We start from the raw sequence: 17754 nt of genomic DNA, 5'->3' as shown, positions 1-17754 counted from the left end.
GAGCCTCGCGTGGCGAAAAAACGCCGCCGTACTTTGGCTTTCGGTGTGGGCTTGGGTTTGTGCGCGCTGCTGGCGGCGACGACGTCGCTCGTTCTCGTGCGCAGCCAGACCGCAGCAATTGCCACGCTTCGCAGTTCGGTCGCCAGTATCGCGGCAAACACGGGTGCGCGCATCGACCGCGAATTGCTGCAGACCGAAACGCTGCTGGCCCGCGTGCCCTTGATTCTGGGGTCGCTCGACGGCGCTGCGCGGCAAACCCTCGTGAGCCGCGAATTGCGGCTGTTCGCGGACCAGTCGAATTTGCTGCGCGACATATTCGTCATCGCAACCGACGGCCGCCTGCTTGCGTCGGCTTTGCCTGCCGCCGCACGCCTCCCGCCGGAAACGCTGGCCGACCTGCTCGCCACGTTCACGCGCGGGGCGGGCGAAGCGGCGGCCATCGCCTTGCCGCAGCGCAACCGGATTACGGGCGAGTGGGTCACGCTGGTCGGCCGCACGGTCCAAATCACGGGCGTGGGCGAAGCACTCGCGGTTGGCGAAGTCGAGATTCGCGTGCTGTCCGAGTTGATCGTCGACCGCGCTCGACTCGAACGGCGCATGTCGATCGAGCTGCGCGACGGCCATCTGATCGCCGCCGCACCGCACGATGAATTCGGCATGGGGCAAGAGCGCCCGAAGCTGCCCGCAACCTTGCTCGAGCCCGACAGCCAGCCCATGGTCGGCGCCTGGCGCGGCAGCAGCGCGCAAAGTGCCGTCGCCGTCCATGCGCTGCGCAATCGCGCCTTGGTGCTGGTCGCGACGCTCGATCTCGATGCGGGCCTCGCCGCGTGGCGCGCCGAGCGCAACCGAATCACGATTGCTGCAACGGCCTTTGCGGCGTTGGTCATTGCATTTGCGGCTCTTGCACATCGCGCCGACAAATTGCGCGGGCGCCTGATGGACCGGCTTGCGCTGCAGGCGGCCGTCGTCGAGAACACCGGCGAATCGATCGTCATTTCCGACCTCGCGGGTCGCGCCCTGTGGGTCAATGCGGCTTTCGAGCGGCAGAGCGGCTACAAAGCGTCCGAGATTCTTGGCCAGCGGCCGGGCGCGATGCTGCAGGGGCCCGGCACCGATCCTGCGGCAATCGAAACGCTGCGCCACGCGATTGCCGTACAGCGCAGCTGCGACGTCGAGATCCTGAACTACAACAAAGCCGGCGAGGCCTATTGGCAGCGCGTGCGGCTGTCGCCGGTGCGCGACGAACTGGGCGAACTCACGCATTTCATCGCGATCCAAACGGACGTAACGCGCGAACGCGAGCAGCTCGCCAATCTCGCCGCCGCCAAGTCCGCAGCCGAACGCAATCTTGCGGTCGCCACCGTCGCGCACGGCCATCTGCGCAACGCCATGGACGCGATGCGCGAGGGGCTGGTGCTGTTCGACGCCCAGGACCGCATGCTGAAATGGAATGCGCAGTTCGTGGCCAAGCTCGGTCTGCCGGAGGACTTCGCGCGCGAGGGCATGAGCATCCAGGAGATCACGCTGCGCGCGCTCGAGATCCGCGAGCCCGCACTTTCGCCGGCCGCGCGCGCCGCCAAGGCGGCAGCGCGTATTGCAGCCCATCGCCAGCCGCACATGCACGAAGAAGAGCTGGCGGTCGGCGACCGCACGGTCGTCATTCGGCGCACGCTGCTTCCCGACGGCGGCATCATGTACGTGTATCGCGACGTGACGGAAGAACGGCGCGCGACCGAGCAGCTGCGCCGCGCCAACGAGGTGCTGCACGCGTCCGAGGCGCGGCTGGCCCTTGCGCTCGAGACGGCCAATCTCGGCTGGTGGGAACGCACTGTCGACGGGCGCGACTATTGGAGCGCGCGGGCACGCGAGATCTGGGGCATTTCACCGGATGTCGAGCCGAGCGTTGCTGCCTGGCGCGCCTGTCTGCATCCCGAGGACAGGGACACTATCGAAGATTCGCTGGAGCTTGCCGACGGCCGCCATGTGCGCAACTACCGCGCCGTCCACCCCGACGGCAGCGTGCGCTACGTCCGCTCGCAGCGCTTGATCACGCGCAAAAGCGGTGCTGGCGGCGTGCAGGCGCTCGGAACCGTACTCGACTACACCGATCTCGAAACGCTGCGCCGTGCGGCCGAGCGCGACCGCGAAACGCTTGCGAGCGCCATCAACGCGATGCGCGAGGGCATTCTCATCTACGACGCCAACGAGCGCCTCGTTTCGTGGAACGCGCGCCTTTTGGAAATCTGCCCGTGGCTGGAAGGCATCCTTGCGCCGGGGCTCGACTATTCCCACATTCCGCGCGCGGCCCTCGAGCGCGCCGACGGCGCGCGTACGCAAGAAGAGATCGACGAGGCGATCGCCGAGCGCCGCAGCTCGTTCGCCGAGGGCAACGGGCGGACCTTCGAACTTTCGATCGAAGGCCGCATCATTCACGTCTCGCGCATCCCGGTCGCGGCCGGCGGCTCGCTCAACATCGTGCGCGACGTGACCGACCAGAAGGCCTATCAGGCCGAGCTCGAAGAAGCCAAGCGCGCCGCGGAAGCCGCCAGCGAAGCCAAAACGCGCTTCCTTGCCAACATGAGCCACGAGTTGCGCACGCCGCTTGCCGGCATCGTGTCGATGCTGGGTTTGCTCGACGAGGGCGCTCTCGACGAAGAAGGGCGCCGGCAGGTCTCCTATGCACGCGGATCGGCCAAGCACCTCATCAGCGTGGTCGGCAACATTCTCGATCTCTCGAAGCTCGAGATTTCCGATATCACCCTCAATCGCCACCCGTTCGACCTGGCGTTGCTGACGAACGATTCGATCCATCCGCTCGACGCGACGGCGCATAAAAAGGGTCTGGAACTCGACGTCTCGATCGCGGATTCCGCGCGCGGCGTGCGCGTGGGCGACGCGGTACGCATCCGCCAGATTCTCACCAACCTCGTCGGCAACGCGATCAAGTTCACGATGGCCGGCCGCGTCTCGGTCGCGGTGTCGGCAGCGGGCGACTTCGTGACCTTCGCCGTGACCGATACCGGACCCGGCATCGCACGCGACGCGCAGACGCATCTGTTCGAGGACTTCGCCCAGGTCGATTCGTCCAGCGCGCGGCGCCACGAAGGGTCTGGCCTGGGCTTGGCGATCAGCCGCCGCCTTGCGATCGCCATGGCGGGAGAGCTCACGGTCGAAAGCGACGCGGGGCGGGGTGCCACATTCCGCCTTGTGCTGCCGTTGCCGCCGTTTGTCGGGGCCGCGTCCGGCCTTGCCGTACCGCCGCCGCCCGAACGGCTCGACGGCGCTTGGCTGCTGCTTGCCGAAGACAACGAGGTCAACCGCTACGGCATCGTGCGCATCCTCGAGCAGATGGGCGCCAAGGTCGACGCGGTCGGCGACGGTGCCAAAGCGGTCGCAGCCGCCGCCCGGCGTCGCTACGACGCGATTCTGATGGACGTCCAGATGCCGGGTATCGATGGACTTGCCGCGACGCGCGAAATCCGCGCCGGCAGTGGCCCGAACAAGGGCGCTCTGATCGTTGCGTTGACGGCCAACGCTTTCACCGCCGACCGCAACGCCTGTCTGCGCGCCGGCATGGACCGGTTTCTGACGAAGCCCGTCGGTGCGGCCGAACTTTGCGAAGCCTTGGCCGATTCCGCACTCGTGCGGGCTGCGCGTACGCCGCCGCAACCGGCTGCACCGGCCGCAGACCCGGCCACGTGGATCGATCGCGCGCGCATCGGCACGCTGGAAGCCGACGGCGGTGCGGGCTTTGCCGCAACCTTGATCGGGCGCTTCGCGGCAACCCTAGAGCCCGAAATGCGTTCGCTCCACCAGGCCCTTGCGGCCGGCGATGTGGTTAAGGTCGCAGCCCTCGGCCACGCCCTCAAAAGCTCGTCGCGCATGGTCGGTGCGGCGGGCCTCGGCGAAGCCGCCGAAACGCTTGAGCGCATCGCATTCGACGCTTCGCCCGAGACGCTGCGCGACGCGATCGCCACGTTCAGCCTGCGTGCGCAGCATTTCCGCAGCTTCGCGGCCCAGACTATCGATACGAGAACCGAAGGATGACAAACGTGGACCCGCACAATGCCGCGCCCCGAATCGCCGGGGACAAGTCGAAGCCCCTCGTCGTGCTCGTCATCGAAGACGATCCGTTCTTCCGCGACGTCATGGTCGAAGCGCTCGAGCGCGCAGGCTTCCAGACGCTATCGGCAGAAAACGGCGCGGTCGGCCTCAAGATAGCGCTGGCGCAGCCGGTCGACATCGTGGTGACCGATCTGTTCATGCCGGAAAAAGAGGGCATGGAAACGATCCGCAGCCTGCGCGACCGCTTCGCCTTCATGCCGATCCTCGTCGTGTCGGGCGGCATTGCCGGACAGCGCTCGGATTTCCTCGGCATGTCGGTGCGGCTTGGCGCCAATGCGGCGATCTCGAAACCATTTTTGCCGAGCGAACTCGTGCAAGCCGTGCGCAAGCTCGCCGCAACGGCGGGGCTGTTGCCCCCTTCGTGAGCTATCGGCCGCGAAAGTGCGGTTTGCGCTTTTCGAGAAAAGCCGCACGGCCTTCTTTGTAGTCGTCGCTGGCAAAACATGCGGCGACCATTTCTTCGCAGGCGGCCATGTCGCGCGAATCCGGATCTTTCAGGATCTCGACTGCGATGCGTTTGACGGCCGCGACGGTCAGCGGCGCGTTGTCGGCGATCGTGGTTGCGATCTCCATGACCGTTGCCGCGAGCGCTTCGGGGGCGACAGCGCGGTTGAGAAGGCCCCAGTGCAGCGCTTCCTCGCAGCCGAAGCGGCGGGCAGTGAAAAAGATTTCCTTCGTGGCGGCAGGGCCGATCGTTTCGATGCAGCGGCGCAAGCCCGCATAGCCGTAGCCAAGGCCGAGCTTCGCGGCCGGCAGCGCAAAAACGGCTTCGGAGCTTGCCACGCGCATGTCGCAAGAGACCGCGATCGCGAGCCCGCCGCCCATGCAGAAGCCGTTGATCATCGCGATGGTCGGTTTCGGGAACGCGTAGAGACGCTCGCAGACCCGATCGACGGTCTCGTTGTAGACGACCGCCGCTTCGGCCGATGCGCGCTCGCTGGCGAATTTCGAGATGTCCGCGCCCGACACAAATGCCTTGTCGCCCGCTCCCGTCAGCACCACGACGCGCAAATCGGCGTCGGCCGCAAACGCGTCGAGAATTTCGCCCATGCGCTGCCACATCTCGAGCGACAGGGCGTTGCGTTTCTCGGGATTGTTGAATGTGAGGATTCCAATGCGGCCGTCTTTGCGCGCCAAAATTCGCTCGGTCATGTCTTATTCGCTCCTCAGATCGTGCCGGCTTTTTTGAGGGCCGCAATCTCGGCGGCAGCCAAGCCGAATTCGGCCAAAATCTCATCGCTGTGGCCGCCGCGCGGCGGCGGGGCGCTCGCAAGGCGGCTTGGGCTGCGGCTTAGGGCCACAGGCTGCCCCATCAGCCGAAGATCGCTGTCGGCCACATGCTGGGCCACGCCCAAATGCTGGATCTGCGGATCGGCGAACATTTCGTCGATCCGGTAGATCGGCCCGCACGGCACGCCGGCTTCGTTGAGCTTCGCGATCCATTGGGCTGTGTCGAGATCACGAAAGCGTGTTTGCAGGGCCGCATTGAGCGCGTCGCGATTGGCCGAACGCAGCTCGGGCGTGGCGTAGGCGGGCTCGGCGATCAAGCCGCCGAGATCCATCGCCTGCGCGCAGCGCTCCCAGATCGCCTGGCCGGTCGTGGCGAGATTGAGATATCCGTCGCGTGTCTGGAACACGCCGGTCGGGATGATGGTCGGATGGTTGTTGCCGGCTTGGCCCGCCACTTCGCCCGCCACGAGATAGCGCGCGGCCTGGAAATCGAGCATGAAGGCCTGTGCTTGCAACAGCGACGTTTGCACCCATTGGCCTTGGCCCGAAACCTCGCGTTCGAGCAGGGCTGTGAGGATCCCAAGCGCGCAAAACAGGCCCGCCGTGAGATCGGCCAGCGGAATTCCGGTGCGCAGCGGGCCTTGCCCCGGCAGGCCGGTCACCGACATGAGCCCGCCCATGCCTTGTGCGATCTGGTCGAAGCCGGGGCGCGTCGCATAGGGCCCGTCCTGTCCGAAGCCCGAAATGCTACCATAGACGATGCGCGGATTGATCGCCTTGAGATCGTCGTAGGCAATGCCGAGCCGGTCTTTGACGTCGGGCCGGAAGTTTTCGACGACGACATCGGCTTTGGCAACAAGCCGGCGGAACAGCGCCACGCCTGCGGGCGCTTTGAGATCGAGCGTGAGGCTGCGCTTGTTGCGGTGCAGATTCATGAAATCCGCCCCGTCGCGCGCCGATCCCATCGGGTCGCCGTCTTCCATATGCAGCGGCAGTTCGATCTTCACGACATTGGCACCCCAATCGGCCAGCTGGCGCACGCAGGCGGGGCCTGCGCGCACGCGCGTGAGGTCGAGAACGGTGAAGCGTTTGAGGGCTGATGAGGCTTCGGCTGCTGGCATGTCGGAATCGTCTCTCCCCGGTTTTGACCGTATCGTTGCTTGTGCCTAAGCTGCGGTCGATCGGCGGGGAAGTCAAACGCGAGGGAGTTGGCCATGGGCGTGGATTTTGTCTGCGAAAAGCGCCCGGCCATGGGCTCGCGCGGCATGGTCGTCACGAACCATCCGCTGGCCTCGGCCGCCGCAGCCGAATGTCTGCTTGCCGGCGGCAACGCGATCGACGCGGCCGTCACGGCATTGTTTGCGCTGAGCGTGGTCGAGCCGATGATGGTGGGCCCGCTCGGCGGCGGCCTTGCGCATATAAGGCTTGCCGACGGCAGCCATCGCGTGATCGATGCGCTCGGGACTGCACCGCGCAAAGCGCGGCCCGACATGTACGAACCCGTTTCGACCGAGCTTGCCAAACGGCGCGACACCAAAGGCCGCGCCAACGAATTCGGCCCGCTTGCCGTGGCTGTTCCGGGCGCTTTGGCGGGTTGGTGTTTGGCCCTCGACAAATACGGCACGATGCCGCTGGCCGAAGCGGTCGCTCCCGCGATCCGTTTTGCTGCGACGGGCTTTCGCGCCACGTCGTATCTGGCCGATTGCGTGGCCGACATGGCACCGCATCTTGCCCACGATCCCACCTATGCGGCGACTTTCTTGCCGGGCGGTGCGCCCTTGGCGGCCGGTGCGCGCGTGGTGCGCGCCGATATGGCGGCAAGCCTGCGTATGGTCGCCGAGCAAGGCCCTGCAGCCCTTTACGACGGGCCGCTCGGCCAGGCACTTGTCGCCTACATGGCCGCCAATGGCGGTTTGGTCGATGCGCAGGATTTAGCCGCGTACCGACCGATCGAGCGCGCACCGGTCGCGGGAAGCTATCGCGGCTACGAAATCGTCGGCCCGCCGCCGCCGTCTTCGGCGGGCGTTCATGTGGCGCAGATGCTCAATCTGCTCGAGCCATACGATCTCCAAAAAATGGGCTTCGGCTCGGCCGATGCCACGCATCTATTGGCCGAAGTCATGCGCATCGCTTTTGCGGATCGCGCGGTCGCCACCGCCGATCCGGCCTTCGTCGACGTGCCGGTCGCGCGGATCGTCTCGAAGGATTACGCGGCGACGCGCGGGCGCGATCTCAAGCTCGAGCGCACGCGAGATTGGGGCCCGGGTTTGGCCGCCGGCGAATCCGCCAACACCACGCATGTGACGGTCGCCGACGCGTTCGGCAACATCGTGGCGAGCACGCAGACGCTGAACGGCGTGTTCGGCGCTTGCGTGGCGATTCCGGGCACGGGGCTCGCCGCCAACGACTACATGCACAATTTCGATCCGCATCCGGGCAACGCGCTGTCGATCGAACCGGGCAAACGCGTCTACACCTCGATGGCGCCGACGATCGTCAAACGCAACGGCAAGCCGGTTTTTGCGTTGGGCTTGCCGGGCGGCTTGCGCATCTTCCCGTCGGCGATGCAGGCGATCGTCAATCTGATCGACCACGGCATGAGCGCCCAGGAAGCCGTCGAAGCGCCGCGCATCTGGACTGAGGGCGGCGTGCTTGAGATCGAGCTCGGCATTGCCGAGCCGGTCGCCGAAGAGCTGGCGCGTCGCGGCCATCGCATCCAGCGCGTCAAGCGCATCGCGGGCGGAATGGGTTGTGTGCGCTTCGAAGAAGACGGCATGCTTACGGGGGCGGCGTGCTGGCGCGCGGACGGTACGCCGGTGGCCGTTTCGGGCGGTCTTGCGCGCCCGGGCGTGCGTTTCACGGTGTAGCCAATGGCCGAAAAAATCGTCGTCGTCGATATGTTGAGCGATGCGAGTGCGGCGCGTCTGCGCGCTTTGCTGCCCGAAGGTTTTGTGCTGACGCACGGGACGGCGCGGGGCGACGACCATCTCAAGGAAATCCTTGCCGATGCGGACTATGCGATTTCCGGCCAGTTGGCGGTCACGGGCGACGTTCTGCGCGCCGCCAAAAAGCTCAAGCTCCTGCACAAATGGGGCGTGGGCGTGGACAATCTCGACATCGAAACCGCCCGCGAACTCGGCATCAAGGTCGCGCGCACGACGGGCTCAAACGCCGTTTCGGTCGCGGAATTCACGCTGGGGCTGATCCTTGCGACTTTGCGCCATATCGCGTTCGGGCATCTGCATCTGCAGCGCGGCGAGTGGCGCGGCGGTCGCTTGCCGCGCGACAATTTCATGCTGTCGAAAAAGACCGTCGGTCTCGTCGGCTTCGGCGCCATCGGCCAGACTGTGGCAAAACTGCTGGCGGGGTTCGGCTGCACGATCCTCTACACGCAGCGCAATCGCGCGAATGCCGAAATCGAAGCCGCCACCGGCGGGCGGTTCGTAGGCTTGCCAGAACTCCTCAGCGCCAGCGACGTCGTGTGCCTGCATTGCCCGCTCACGCCGCAGACTGCGAACATGATCGATTTTGCCGCGCTCTCGACGATGAAACGCACGGCGATCCTGATCAACGTCGCGCGCGGCGGCGTGGTGGTCGAGGCCGATCTCGTACGCGCCTTGCGCGAAGGTATCATCCACGCCGCCGGCATGGACGTGTTCTCCGTCGAACCCTTGCCGGCCGACAGTATTCTCTACGGGCTCGACAATCTCGTGATCACGCCGCACATCGCGGCGATGACGGCCGACAGTTTCGCCCCCACCGTCAAGCGCATGTTCGCCAATATCCAAGCCGTATCGCGCGGACTGCCGCTGCCGCAAGGCGACGTGGTGGTTTAGGCGCGCGAGGCTTCGACAAGCCAGATCGCACCGCCGAGCGCGACGGCCCCGTTCTTTTCGTGGCGGCCCAAGGCGGCGTGCAGGCGTTCGGCCGCCGCCGCGCGCACAGTTTTGTCGGTGCCCCCAAGGGCCGAACTCGCAGGGCCGATCTGCAATGCCAAATCGACTGCGGCCGCAACGCCGCCCGTTGCCGCAAAACAAACGTCGAAATCGTGCGCCGCGATCGAGATCCCGGCAAAGCCCGCCCCCGTCAGTATTTTTTCGACATGGGCCGGGTCGGCGAACGAAAACGGTCCCGGCGCTTTTGGATTGAGCGGCGCCGATGGCGGCAGCAGATCGGCGACTGCCGCCAGCGGGATTGCGGCCCAGTCGTTCTCAGCCATCCCACGCCAGCAGGTGAAAACCAGTCGCGCTTGCGGCCGTAGCGTGGCGGCGATTGCGGCAAGGGCGGCGACCGGGTCGGCGAAAAACATGAGCCCGAACTGCGACACCGCGAGATCGAACGGAACGGGTGCTCGCCAATCGGCGATGTCGGCGCGCACCAGTGCTGCTTTGCCGTGCGTGCGGGCGGCCGCGACTGCCAGCATCGCGTGCGATACGTCGATGCCGGTCATGTCTGCCCCTTGGGCGAGCAGGCGCGCGCACAGATCGCCGTTGCCGCAGCCGATATCGAGCACGCGTAAGCCCGCAACCGGGACCACGCGCGCGGCGAGAAACTCGGCGGCCGGTGCGAACATGGCGTCGAGCGCTTCGTGCATCGCCGCCCATTTGGCGCCCACACGGCCATCCCAAAGATCGATCTGCGGCTGGTTGACGCTCGTCACGACTTCACTCCCGTTTGGCGCGACGTTAGTGCAGCGGCAACCCTGCTGCAATGTCGGCAGCCTTGTGCGCGGCAATCGCCTGCGTTATCCCAGAGTAGAACTGCGAAGCAGGTGAGCATGGAACGGCGAAATTTCATTTTCGGCAGCAGTGCCGGGTTGTTGGCGCTGGGGGCGCCTGCGGCTTTTGGCCAATCGGGGGGTGGCCAAGCTTCGGGTGCGCGCTTGCAGGCAATCCGCGCGCGCGGCACGTTGCGCGTGGGCACCACCGGCGATTTCGAGCCGATGAGTTTCCGCATCGCAGGTGCAGCCGAATATCGCGGCCTCGACATCGACGCGATGGCGCAGTTCGCCGCCGACATCGGCGTGCGCGTCGAATGGGTCGCGACCGAATGGGGGCGCTTCGTGGCGGCCTTGCGCGACAACCGGTTCGACATATTCTCGGGCGCATCCGTGACGCCCGCGCGCGAAGCGCAGATCGCCTTCGCTGATCCTTATTTCGAATTTTCGAGCGTGCCGGTCGTCTCGCGCCTTGCGGCCTTGCGCCTCAAAAGCTGGGACGACATGAACGCGCCCGGCGTGCGCGTGGCCGTGACCGCCGGAACGGCGTTCGAGGAAGCTGCCAAGCGCCACTTTCCGCGCGCCAATGTGCGCGCTTTGGCCGCCCCTTCGACCGGCTATCGCGAGGTTCTCGACGGTCTTGCCGATCTTACTTTGACGAGCAATGTCGATGCCGCAATGCTCGTCAAGCGCAATCGCCAGCTCGTGCTGACCGACGCCGCGCGCGATCCGCGCGATCGCCGCCCGGGTGCTTTTGGTCTGCCGCCCGACGAGCCGGAATGGCGCGCCTACGTCAACGCTTGGGTGCAGGCCAAGACGGCGGCCGGGTTCTTCAAAACGCTCGAAACCAAATGGCTGTCGGCCGCCTGAGCGGCAGCAGCTTCACACGACTTTGCGGCGGACCATCACGGCGGGCTTGAGCTCGATTACCGCCGACAGGTCGCGCAAGGCCGACAGCAGCACTTCGGTCACGTTGGTGCCCGAGGGGGCGACCAAGCGCCCGGCCGCCGTCGTGAGATTCTCGGCCAGCGCATCGCCGATCATCAGCTCGGCGAGCGGAACCGAAATCGCGCGCTGGCCCGTCGCGGCGGCAACGTCGCCCGCCCGGATGACGGCGACCACGCTTTCGGCAAGCCGCCCGACGTCGGTTTCGATCATTGCCGCGTCGAGTTCGGGGATGATCAGCATGCGGTAGACTTCGGCGGGTTTGAGCGGCATCGCGACTTTGCGCGCGCGGATCAGCCGGTCGGCGATCGCCTTCTGACTTACGGGCTTCGAGACGAAACCGTGCGCGTCGAGCGCGATCGCGGCCCCGATCAGCGCTTCGTCCGAATGCGCGGACATGATCACGACCGGGATGTCGCGCTTGGCGACCGTGAAACCGGCGCGGATGGCCTTCAGCATTTCGAGCCCGTTCATCGGCAGCATGCGGATGTCGGTCACGATGCAGTCGATGTTCTGGCGCCCATGCATGCCGCTGCTCTGGAACATGTCCGGGCGCTGCTGTTTCATCGCGTCAAGCGCACTGCCGCCCGCCATCTCCTCGCCGAGCCCGAGGATCGAGAGCCCCTCGAACCCGTCGCTCGCTTCGACGACCTGGGCGCCGAAGCCTTTGAGGCCTTGGGCGATCATGCCGCGGATGAATTTCTGGTCGTCGATCACCAGGACGCGCATGCCGGTCAAAGGCCGGTCGAAAGTGCCACTCATGCTTGTCCTCGCATGTCTTGTGCTCAGAAGGTGGAAATATAGCGGCCGAGGCGGGCAAAGCCAGCGTGAATCTGCGGCGAAACTGCGCGTACGCGCGCAAGATCGCCCGCTCGAGCACCATCTTCGGCCTCGCGGCACAGATCGGCGAGCCATGCGGCCCCAACCGATGCCGTCGTACCCTTGATCGCGTGGGCGGCTTCGCGCACGGCCTTGGCGTCGCCGGTCGCAAGGGCCGCGTCAAGATCGGCGGGTCCCTGGCTCGAGGATTCCCAGAAGAACTGCAGGGCCGCCCGGATGTCGTCGTCGCTCTTCGAGCCGAGCTGGTCTTCGAGCACCGCGCGGTCGATAGGCGGGGCTTCGGGCGCGGCGGTGGCCGCAGTTGGTGCGGCTTCATCCGCACGGCTCGAGGCGTTTTTGCGCAAGCCCATGCCGGCGGGCAGCCAGCGCTCGAGGGCGGCACGCACGATCTCGTAGCGCATCGGCTTTGTCAGATAGTCGTCGCCGCCCGCATCCGACACGAGCTTGCCAGTCTCGGGCAATGCGTCGGCCGTCAGCACGATGATCGGCATGCGGCGCGCACCGGCCGCCGCTTCGCGTGCGCGCAAGGTGCGCGTCAGCACCATGCCGTCCATTTCGGGCATGTGGTAATCGGTCAGCAGCATCCCGTAGCCGGGCTCGGCATCCATGATCTTCAGCGCTTCCACGCCGTTGAACGCAAAGCGCGAGGCGAAGCCCGCGCGGTCGAGCACGCGCTTGATCACGTATTGGTTCGTCTTGTTGTCTTCGGCGACGAGTACTGCGACGTTCGCCGCGCGTGCCGCCTCGAGCGCGGGCGGCAGGAAGTTGCCGTCGCTGGTCGTGGTCGCCGCACGCGCCTGGTCGAGGCTGGCGCGGTCGAGGGCGGCGGCGATGGCAAGCCACACGCGCTGGCGGCGCAGCGGCATGGTGATGGCGTCGAACGCGCCTGCCTCGGGGGCCGCTTTGAGCGTCGAGGCCAGCGTGCGCGGGGCCGCCAGAATGGCGCGCGCTTCGGGATGCGCTTGCGTCAAGCGGCGCGAAAGCTCGATGGCTTCGCTCGACGCCCCACGCAGCAGCACGATCGGCAGCGCATCTTTGGGCAACGCCGCAATGTCGCCGTCGATCTCGGTTTCGAGATCGTGCTGCGGCGGAATGGCGATGCCGGCCGTACGCAGCACATGTTCGAGCGCTTGGCGCGCGGCCCCGTCGAAGCCGAATGCCACGACTTTGGCGTCGGAGATGTCCACGGTCGGGCGCGAAGGCGCTTTTTCGAGAATGTCGGCGGGCAGATGGAACCAGAAGGTCGAGCCCTCGCCGGGCGTGGAGCGCACGCCCACTTCGCCGCCCATCATCTCGGCCAAGCGCTGGCTGATCGACAGGCCGAGACCCGTGCCGCCGAATTTGCGCGAGGTCGAGGAATCGGCTTGCGTGAAGGCGCGGAAGAGTTTGGCGGTCTGGTCTGGCGTCATGCCGATACCGGAATCGCGCACTTCGATCGCGATGCGCGCAGGTTTGCCGCCGAGCGGCTGGTTCAGCAGTGCGACCGACGCCACGACTGCCCCGCGCTCCGTGAACTTGACCGCATTCGACAGATAGTTGAGCACGATCTGGCGGATGCGCGTGGGATCGCCCGCGATCTGCGAGGGCAGGGCCGGATCGAGATCGACGACGAGGTCGAGCCCCTTTTCGTCGGCGCGCGCCGCGATGAGTTCGGCCGCCTCTTCCACAACGTCGCCGACATCGATCGGCAGCCGTTCGAATTCGATGCGGCCGGCTTCGATCTTCGAGAAATCGAGAATGTCGTTGAGGATCGTCATCAGCGATTCGGCCGAGGCGCGGATGACCTTCGACATCTCGCGCTGGTCGGCGCTGAGGTCGGTCTGCTCGAGCATTTCGGCCATCGACATCACGCCGTTCATCGGCGTGCGGATTTCGTGGCTCATCGTCGCAAGGAAGCTCGATTTGGCCTTGGTCGCTTCCTCGGCCGCTTCCTTGGCGTGCTGCAATTCGGCCTCGGCGTGTTTCTGGGCCGTGATGTCCTGGTAGGCGCCGTACATGAATTGCAGCTTGCCCGAATCCTCCTCGCGCACGAGCTTGCCGGCTGCATGCACCCACACGATCTTGCCGTCGGTCGGCCGCTTGTAGGGATAGGTCGCGTCGTATTGGGCGTATTTGCCGTCGACTGCCCCTTGGTAGCGCGCACTCACGTCGGCTGCGATCGCAGGATCGGCCTCAAGCAGGCGCGCGAACCATTCTTCGACGAGATGGTAGCGCCCGTCTTGCTTGATCGGCTCGCCCAGGATGCGCGCGGCACGTTCGGACTGATAATAATGGTCGGGGTCGCTGTAATCCACGTACCAATGGCCGCTATCGGTCAGTTCGAGCGCGATGTCCGACAGGAAATTGGCGCGCTTGATCTTGTCTTCGGCGGCCTTGCGGTCCGAGATGTCGAGCAGCCAGCCCATCACGCCTTCTTCGCCCTCGTGCACGAACGGCATGAAGGTCACGAGGAAGGGCCGCTTCTCGCCGCTTTTACCGACCAGCACCATCTCGCGATTGCGCACCGAAACGCCGTTCTTGAGGTCGGCGATCAGCGCGTCGCGGTCCTCGGGATTGGCGTAGATGGTCGAGGCGTCGTCGCCCGGCCGCGCGTCGAAGGCTTTTTCGAATTCGGGGTTCATGTAGTGGAAGCGGCTCTTCAGCGTGAAGGCCGTTCCCATCGGGCTGTTGTCGAGGATATTCTGCAGCGCCACGCGCTGGTCGGCCATCGCCTTTTCGGCGGCCTTGCGCTCGGTGATGTCGCGCGCCACGCCGAGCAGCCCCAGCACGGTGCCGTCCGGCGCTTTGATCGCCGTCTTCTGCGTGTCGAGCAGCGCCTTGCGCCCGTCGGGATAGGCCACTTCTTCTTCGTTGCGCTGCGCCTCGCCGGCCGAAAGGGCGATTTTGTCCTTTTCGCGGAAGAAGTCGGCAAGCTCCTTCGGGAAAATGTCGTAGTCCGATTTGCCGACAATGTCTTTGGACGGGCGCCCGAACAGTTCGGCGAATTTTTCGTTGCCGATCGTGTAGATGCCGTCGAGATCCTTGGCGAAGATAATGTCGGGGATCGAATCGAAGATCGATTTGAGCAAGGCGCGCTCGAGCTCGAGGCTCTTGAGCGTGGCGTCGAGCTCGGCCTTGGCGCGCTTGCGCTCGGCGATGTCGCGCATGAACACGATGACGAATTCCGTGCCGCCGAATGAAATGAATTTCGACAGTGTTTCGACGTCGATCGACGTTCCGTCGGGGCGCAGTACCACCTGCTCGACCGGTCGGTCGGTCTTGCGCGTCGAGACCTTGTCCCAGATGCGCGCCCACATCGCCTCGTCGACGCCCTGCACGTAGGTGGCCGCCTGCTTGCCGACGATGTCGGCGCGTTTGGCGCCGAACAGCGCTTCGGTATTGGCGTTGGCCGCCACGTAATGGCCGCTGCGATCGACCCAGAAGATCGCGTCTGGCGCGTTTTCGAGCGCGTACTGGATGCGCCGCATCTCGGCCTCGGCGGCACGCCGTGTTGAGACGTCGCGCAAGAACGTCAAAATGAACTCTTTGCCGCCGAAGGATATGTATTTGGAGAGCGTCTCGACCGGCACCAACGTGCCGTCGGCGCGGATCAGCATCTGCTCGGCCGGATCGTCCACTTTGCGTGTCGAGACGGCCTGCCAGACGATTTCCCAGATGCGCGCATCGATGCCCTCGAACAGCCCTTTGGCATTGCGGCCCGCAAGCTTGCCGCGCGGCAGGTCGAACAGCTTTTCGGCGTGGGTGTTGGCCTCGGCGAGGTTGCCCGTGCGGTCGAACCACACGATCGCGTCGGGCGCGTTTTCGAGCGCGTATTGGATGCGGCGCAGTTCGGCTTCGGCCGCACGCCGCTCGGAAATGTCGCGCACCGAGGCCGCCAGCAGGTCCTCGCCCGGCACTGGATTGAGCGCGATTTCGACCGGAAACTCGCGCCCGAGCGCGTCGATGGCGATGAGCTCTTGGCCGCGGCCCATGGCGCGGCTCTCGGGCTTGGCCGCGAAGGCTTGGCGCAGGCCGATATGCCCGCGTTGGAAGCGCGGTGGGATCAGCAATTCGACCGGCTTGTCGAGCAGATCGGTGCGGCGGTACTTGAACAGCTCTTCGGCGCGCCTGTTCACGAAGCGCACGCGGCCCTCGCGGTCGACGATGAACATCGGGTCGGGCGTGCCTTCGAAAATCGCGTCCGTCTTGGCGCGCTCGCGGCGCACGCGCTCTTCCGATTCGCGTTGCTCGGTCACGTCGGAGATCCACAGCAGCACGCACGGCTTGTCGTGGAACTCGATGCGTTCGGCCGAGACCTGCAGGATGGCGACGGCTTCTTCGCTGAGCTGCACCATGCCCTCGATCGACTGGGCGACCGATTGGCGGCGCAGGCGCACGAACACGGCATCGAGCAGATCCTGGCCGCCTTCGGCACTCGGCAGCGCGAAGGGCTGGCCCACGAGATCGCGCTTGGGCTTGCCGAGAAGGACTGCGGCACGCTCGCTTGCGAAGATCGCGAGCCGGTCTTCGAGCCCGACCACCAAGGCGCCGGACGGGCTGCTGTCGAGCAGGCCTACGAGGCGCGATTCGCCCTCTTTGAGGCGCGTGGTGAGCTGGTCGCTTTCGACCAAAGCTTCGCGGAACGTGACGAGCCCGCGCGCGAGCTTGCCGATTTCGTCTTCGCGGCCCGTGAAGGGGATCTGCGCCCGGTGGTCGCCGCCCGACAATTGCGCGAGCGTGCCCGTCAGCGACACGATCGGTGTGGCCACGCTCTTGGCGAAAAACGCGCCGACGATGGCGAGGATCAGCGACAGCACGATCGCGAGCGCGAAATTGACCTTCAGCACGTCGAAAATCTGCTCGTGGAACTCGCTGAGATCGTTGGTCGAAAGAATGCCCCAGCGCACGCCGTAGAGATCGATGGCGCCGATCGCGGAGACCACGGTCTCGCCGCGGTAATTTAAGTAGTGCAGCCGCGCGATTTCGCCGTTCAGAGCGCGGCGCGTTCCGTCGGTCACGATCTTTCGCACGAGGGCCGACCCTTCGGCAAAGCGTGGCTCGTTGCGCACGACATAGTCGCTGCCCACGATCAGTACTTCGCCGGTCTGGCCCAAGGCGGGCGCGGCCTGCAGGGCGGCCGCGAAATTCGTGTCGGCAAGCTGGATCAGAATGGCGCCGATGGTGCCGCCCGAGCCGTCCACCATCGGCAGGCCGACGAAGGCCGCCGGTGCGTTGCCGTTGGGCGAATAGAAGGCGATGTCGGAAAAGGCCGGCACGTAGGGCGGGTTGCCCGCGACGGCGGCCACGAAGGTGCGTGCGGCGATCGAGTCGGGCAGCAGGGTGGGCAGATTGACGCCGAAATCCTCGCGCTTACGCACCGAATAGAACACTGTGCCTTCGCGATCGACGAAGAGCAGATCGGGTGCCCGCGTTTCCTGGGCAAAGCGCAGCCAGTGGCGATGGTAGGCGTTGTGCAGCGTGTCGTAGGCGCTGTCCGTTCCGACCGAGTCGACGGCCGCGCGCAACGCCAGAGGTGCTGCATTGTCGCCGGCATAGCGTGAGACGAGATCGGCGCGCGCGTCGGGCGAAAGTTCGGCAAAAGCTGCCGCAAGATCGGCGAACTGCACACGCGTTGCCGGGCTCAAGGTTGCCACGCGCAGCGTGTTGACCGTGTCGTCGACGCCGTTGCGTATGCCGGTCATCACCGAGTTGCGGATGTCCTCGACTCGCTGTTCGGCCGCACTCAGCAATTGGCGATAGGTTTGCGCCGCCGACAGGCTTGCCACGGCAAGGCCGGTGAGGCTGCACAGAGTCGCCACGACGGCGACGATCCGCACCGAGACTGAACGTATTTTCATGCGTTTGGGACCAAAGCTTGAACCAAAAGAGTAGTTTGGCGTCGGTCATAAAGTCAAAAG

10 protein-coding genes are annotated in these 17754 nt (G+C 65.7%); 5 read left to right on the top strand and 5 right to left on the bottom strand.

What is annotated here, in order from left to right; all coding sequences use genetic code 11:
- The first annotated feature begins 9 nt into the window (after positions 1 to 9).
- Positions 10 to 4047: a PAS-domain containing protein gene (locus O9320_06900; GenBank protein MCZ8310562.1), complete on the top strand. Its 4038-nt coding sequence runs from the start codon at positions 10 to 12 to the stop codon at positions 4045 to 4047.
- Positions 4044 to 4490, top strand: a complete 447-nt coding sequence (locus O9320_06895; protein ID MCZ8310561.1) for a response regulator — start codon at positions 4044 to 4046, stop codon at positions 4488 to 4490. The genes O9320_06900 and O9320_06895 overlap by 4 nt, the downstream gene beginning before the upstream one ends.
- Before the next feature lies 1 nt (position 4491).
- Here the strand turns inward: O9320_06895 and O9320_06890 are convergent, their stop codons facing one another.
- A complete protein-coding gene (locus O9320_06890; protein MCZ8310560.1) occupies positions 4492 to 5277 on the bottom strand; it encodes an enoyl-CoA hydratase in 786 nt (261 codons plus the stop codon).
- Between the two features lie 14 nt (positions 5278 to 5291).
- Entirely contained in the window at positions 5292 to 6476 is a 1185-nt protein-coding gene (locus O9320_06885; GenBank protein MCZ8310559.1) for a CaiB/BaiF CoA-transferase family protein, read from the bottom strand.
- Between the two features lie 93 nt (positions 6477 to 6569).
- Here O9320_06885 and ggt point away from each other — a divergent pair, with 93 nt between their 5' ends.
- Positions 6570 to 8222 (top strand): gamma-glutamyltransferase, encoded by a 1653-nt coding sequence (ggt, locus tag O9320_06880; protein ID MCZ8310558.1) that lies wholly within the window; start codon positions 6570 to 6572, stop codon positions 8220 to 8222.
- Positions 8223 to 8225: 3 nt separating this feature from the next.
- Complete coding sequence (locus tag O9320_06875) at positions 8226 to 9191, top strand: 2-hydroxyacid dehydrogenase (GenBank protein MCZ8310557.1); 966 nt, start codon at positions 8226 to 8228, stop codon at positions 9189 to 9191.
- Here O9320_06875 and O9320_06870 read toward each other — a convergent pair.
- Complete coding sequence (locus O9320_06870) at positions 9188 to 10015, bottom strand: class I SAM-dependent methyltransferase (protein ID MCZ8310556.1); 828 nt, start codon at positions 10013 to 10015, stop codon at positions 9188 to 9190. The genes O9320_06875 and O9320_06870 overlap by 4 nt on opposite strands.
- Before the next feature lie 117 nt (positions 10016 to 10132).
- On the opposite strand from O9320_06870, the gene O9320_06865 reads away from it, so the two are divergent.
- Positions 10133 to 10942: a transporter substrate-binding domain-containing protein gene (locus O9320_06865; protein ID MCZ8310555.1), complete on the top strand. Its 810-nt coding sequence runs from the start codon at positions 10133 to 10135 to the stop codon at positions 10940 to 10942.
- Positions 10943 to 10954: 12 nt separating this feature from the next.
- Here O9320_06865 and O9320_06860 read toward each other — a convergent pair whose 3' ends face one another.
- Positions 10955 to 11779: a response regulator gene (locus O9320_06860; protein ID MCZ8310554.1), complete on the bottom strand. Its 825-nt coding sequence runs from the start codon at positions 11777 to 11779 to the stop codon at positions 10955 to 10957.
- Between the two features lie 23 nt (positions 11780 to 11802).
- On the bottom strand, positions 11803 to 17694 hold the full coding sequence (locus O9320_06855; protein ID MCZ8310553.1) for a PAS domain S-box protein: 5892 nt from the start codon (positions 17692 to 17694) through the stop codon (positions 11803 to 11805).
- Between the last annotated feature and the right edge of the window lie 60 nt (positions 17695 to 17754).

The organism is Magnetospirillum sp. (assembly GCA_027532905.1).
GTDB lineage: Bacteria > Pseudomonadota > Alphaproteobacteria > CACIAM-22H2 > CACIAM-22H2 > Tagaea.
The sequence above is the reverse complement of the archived record's forward strand: the minus strand, read 5'-3'. Positions and strand labels throughout refer to the sequence as shown.

Coding starts and splice junctions, on each gene's coding strand:
- O9320_06865 (MCZ8310555.1), top strand. CDS start 10,133: ATGGAACGGCGAAATTTCATTTTCGGCAGCAGTGCCGGGTTGTTGGCG.
- O9320_06890 (MCZ8310560.1), bottom strand. CDS start 5,277: ATGACCGAGCGAATTTTGGCGCGCAAAGACGGCCGCATTGGAATCCTC.
- O9320_06895 (MCZ8310561.1), top strand. CDS start 4,044: ATGACAAACGTGGACCCGCACAATGCCGCGCCCCGAATCGCCGGGGAC.
- O9320_06885 (MCZ8310559.1), bottom strand. CDS start 6,476: ATGCCAGCAGCCGAAGCCTCATCAGCCCTCAAACGCTTCACCGTTCTC.
- O9320_06860 (MCZ8310554.1), bottom strand. CDS start 11,779: ATGAGTGGCACTTTCGACCGGCCTTTGACCGGCATGCGCGTCCTGGTG.
- O9320_06875 (MCZ8310557.1), top strand. CDS start 8,226: ATGGCCGAAAAAATCGTCGTCGTCGATATGTTGAGCGATGCGAGTGCG.
- ggt (MCZ8310558.1), top strand. CDS start 6,570: ATGGGCGTGGATTTTGTCTGCGAAAAGCGCCCGGCCATGGGCTCGCGC.
- O9320_06855 (MCZ8310553.1), bottom strand. CDS start 17,694: ATGAAAATACGTTCAGTCTCGGTGCGGATCGTCGCCGTCGTGGCGACT.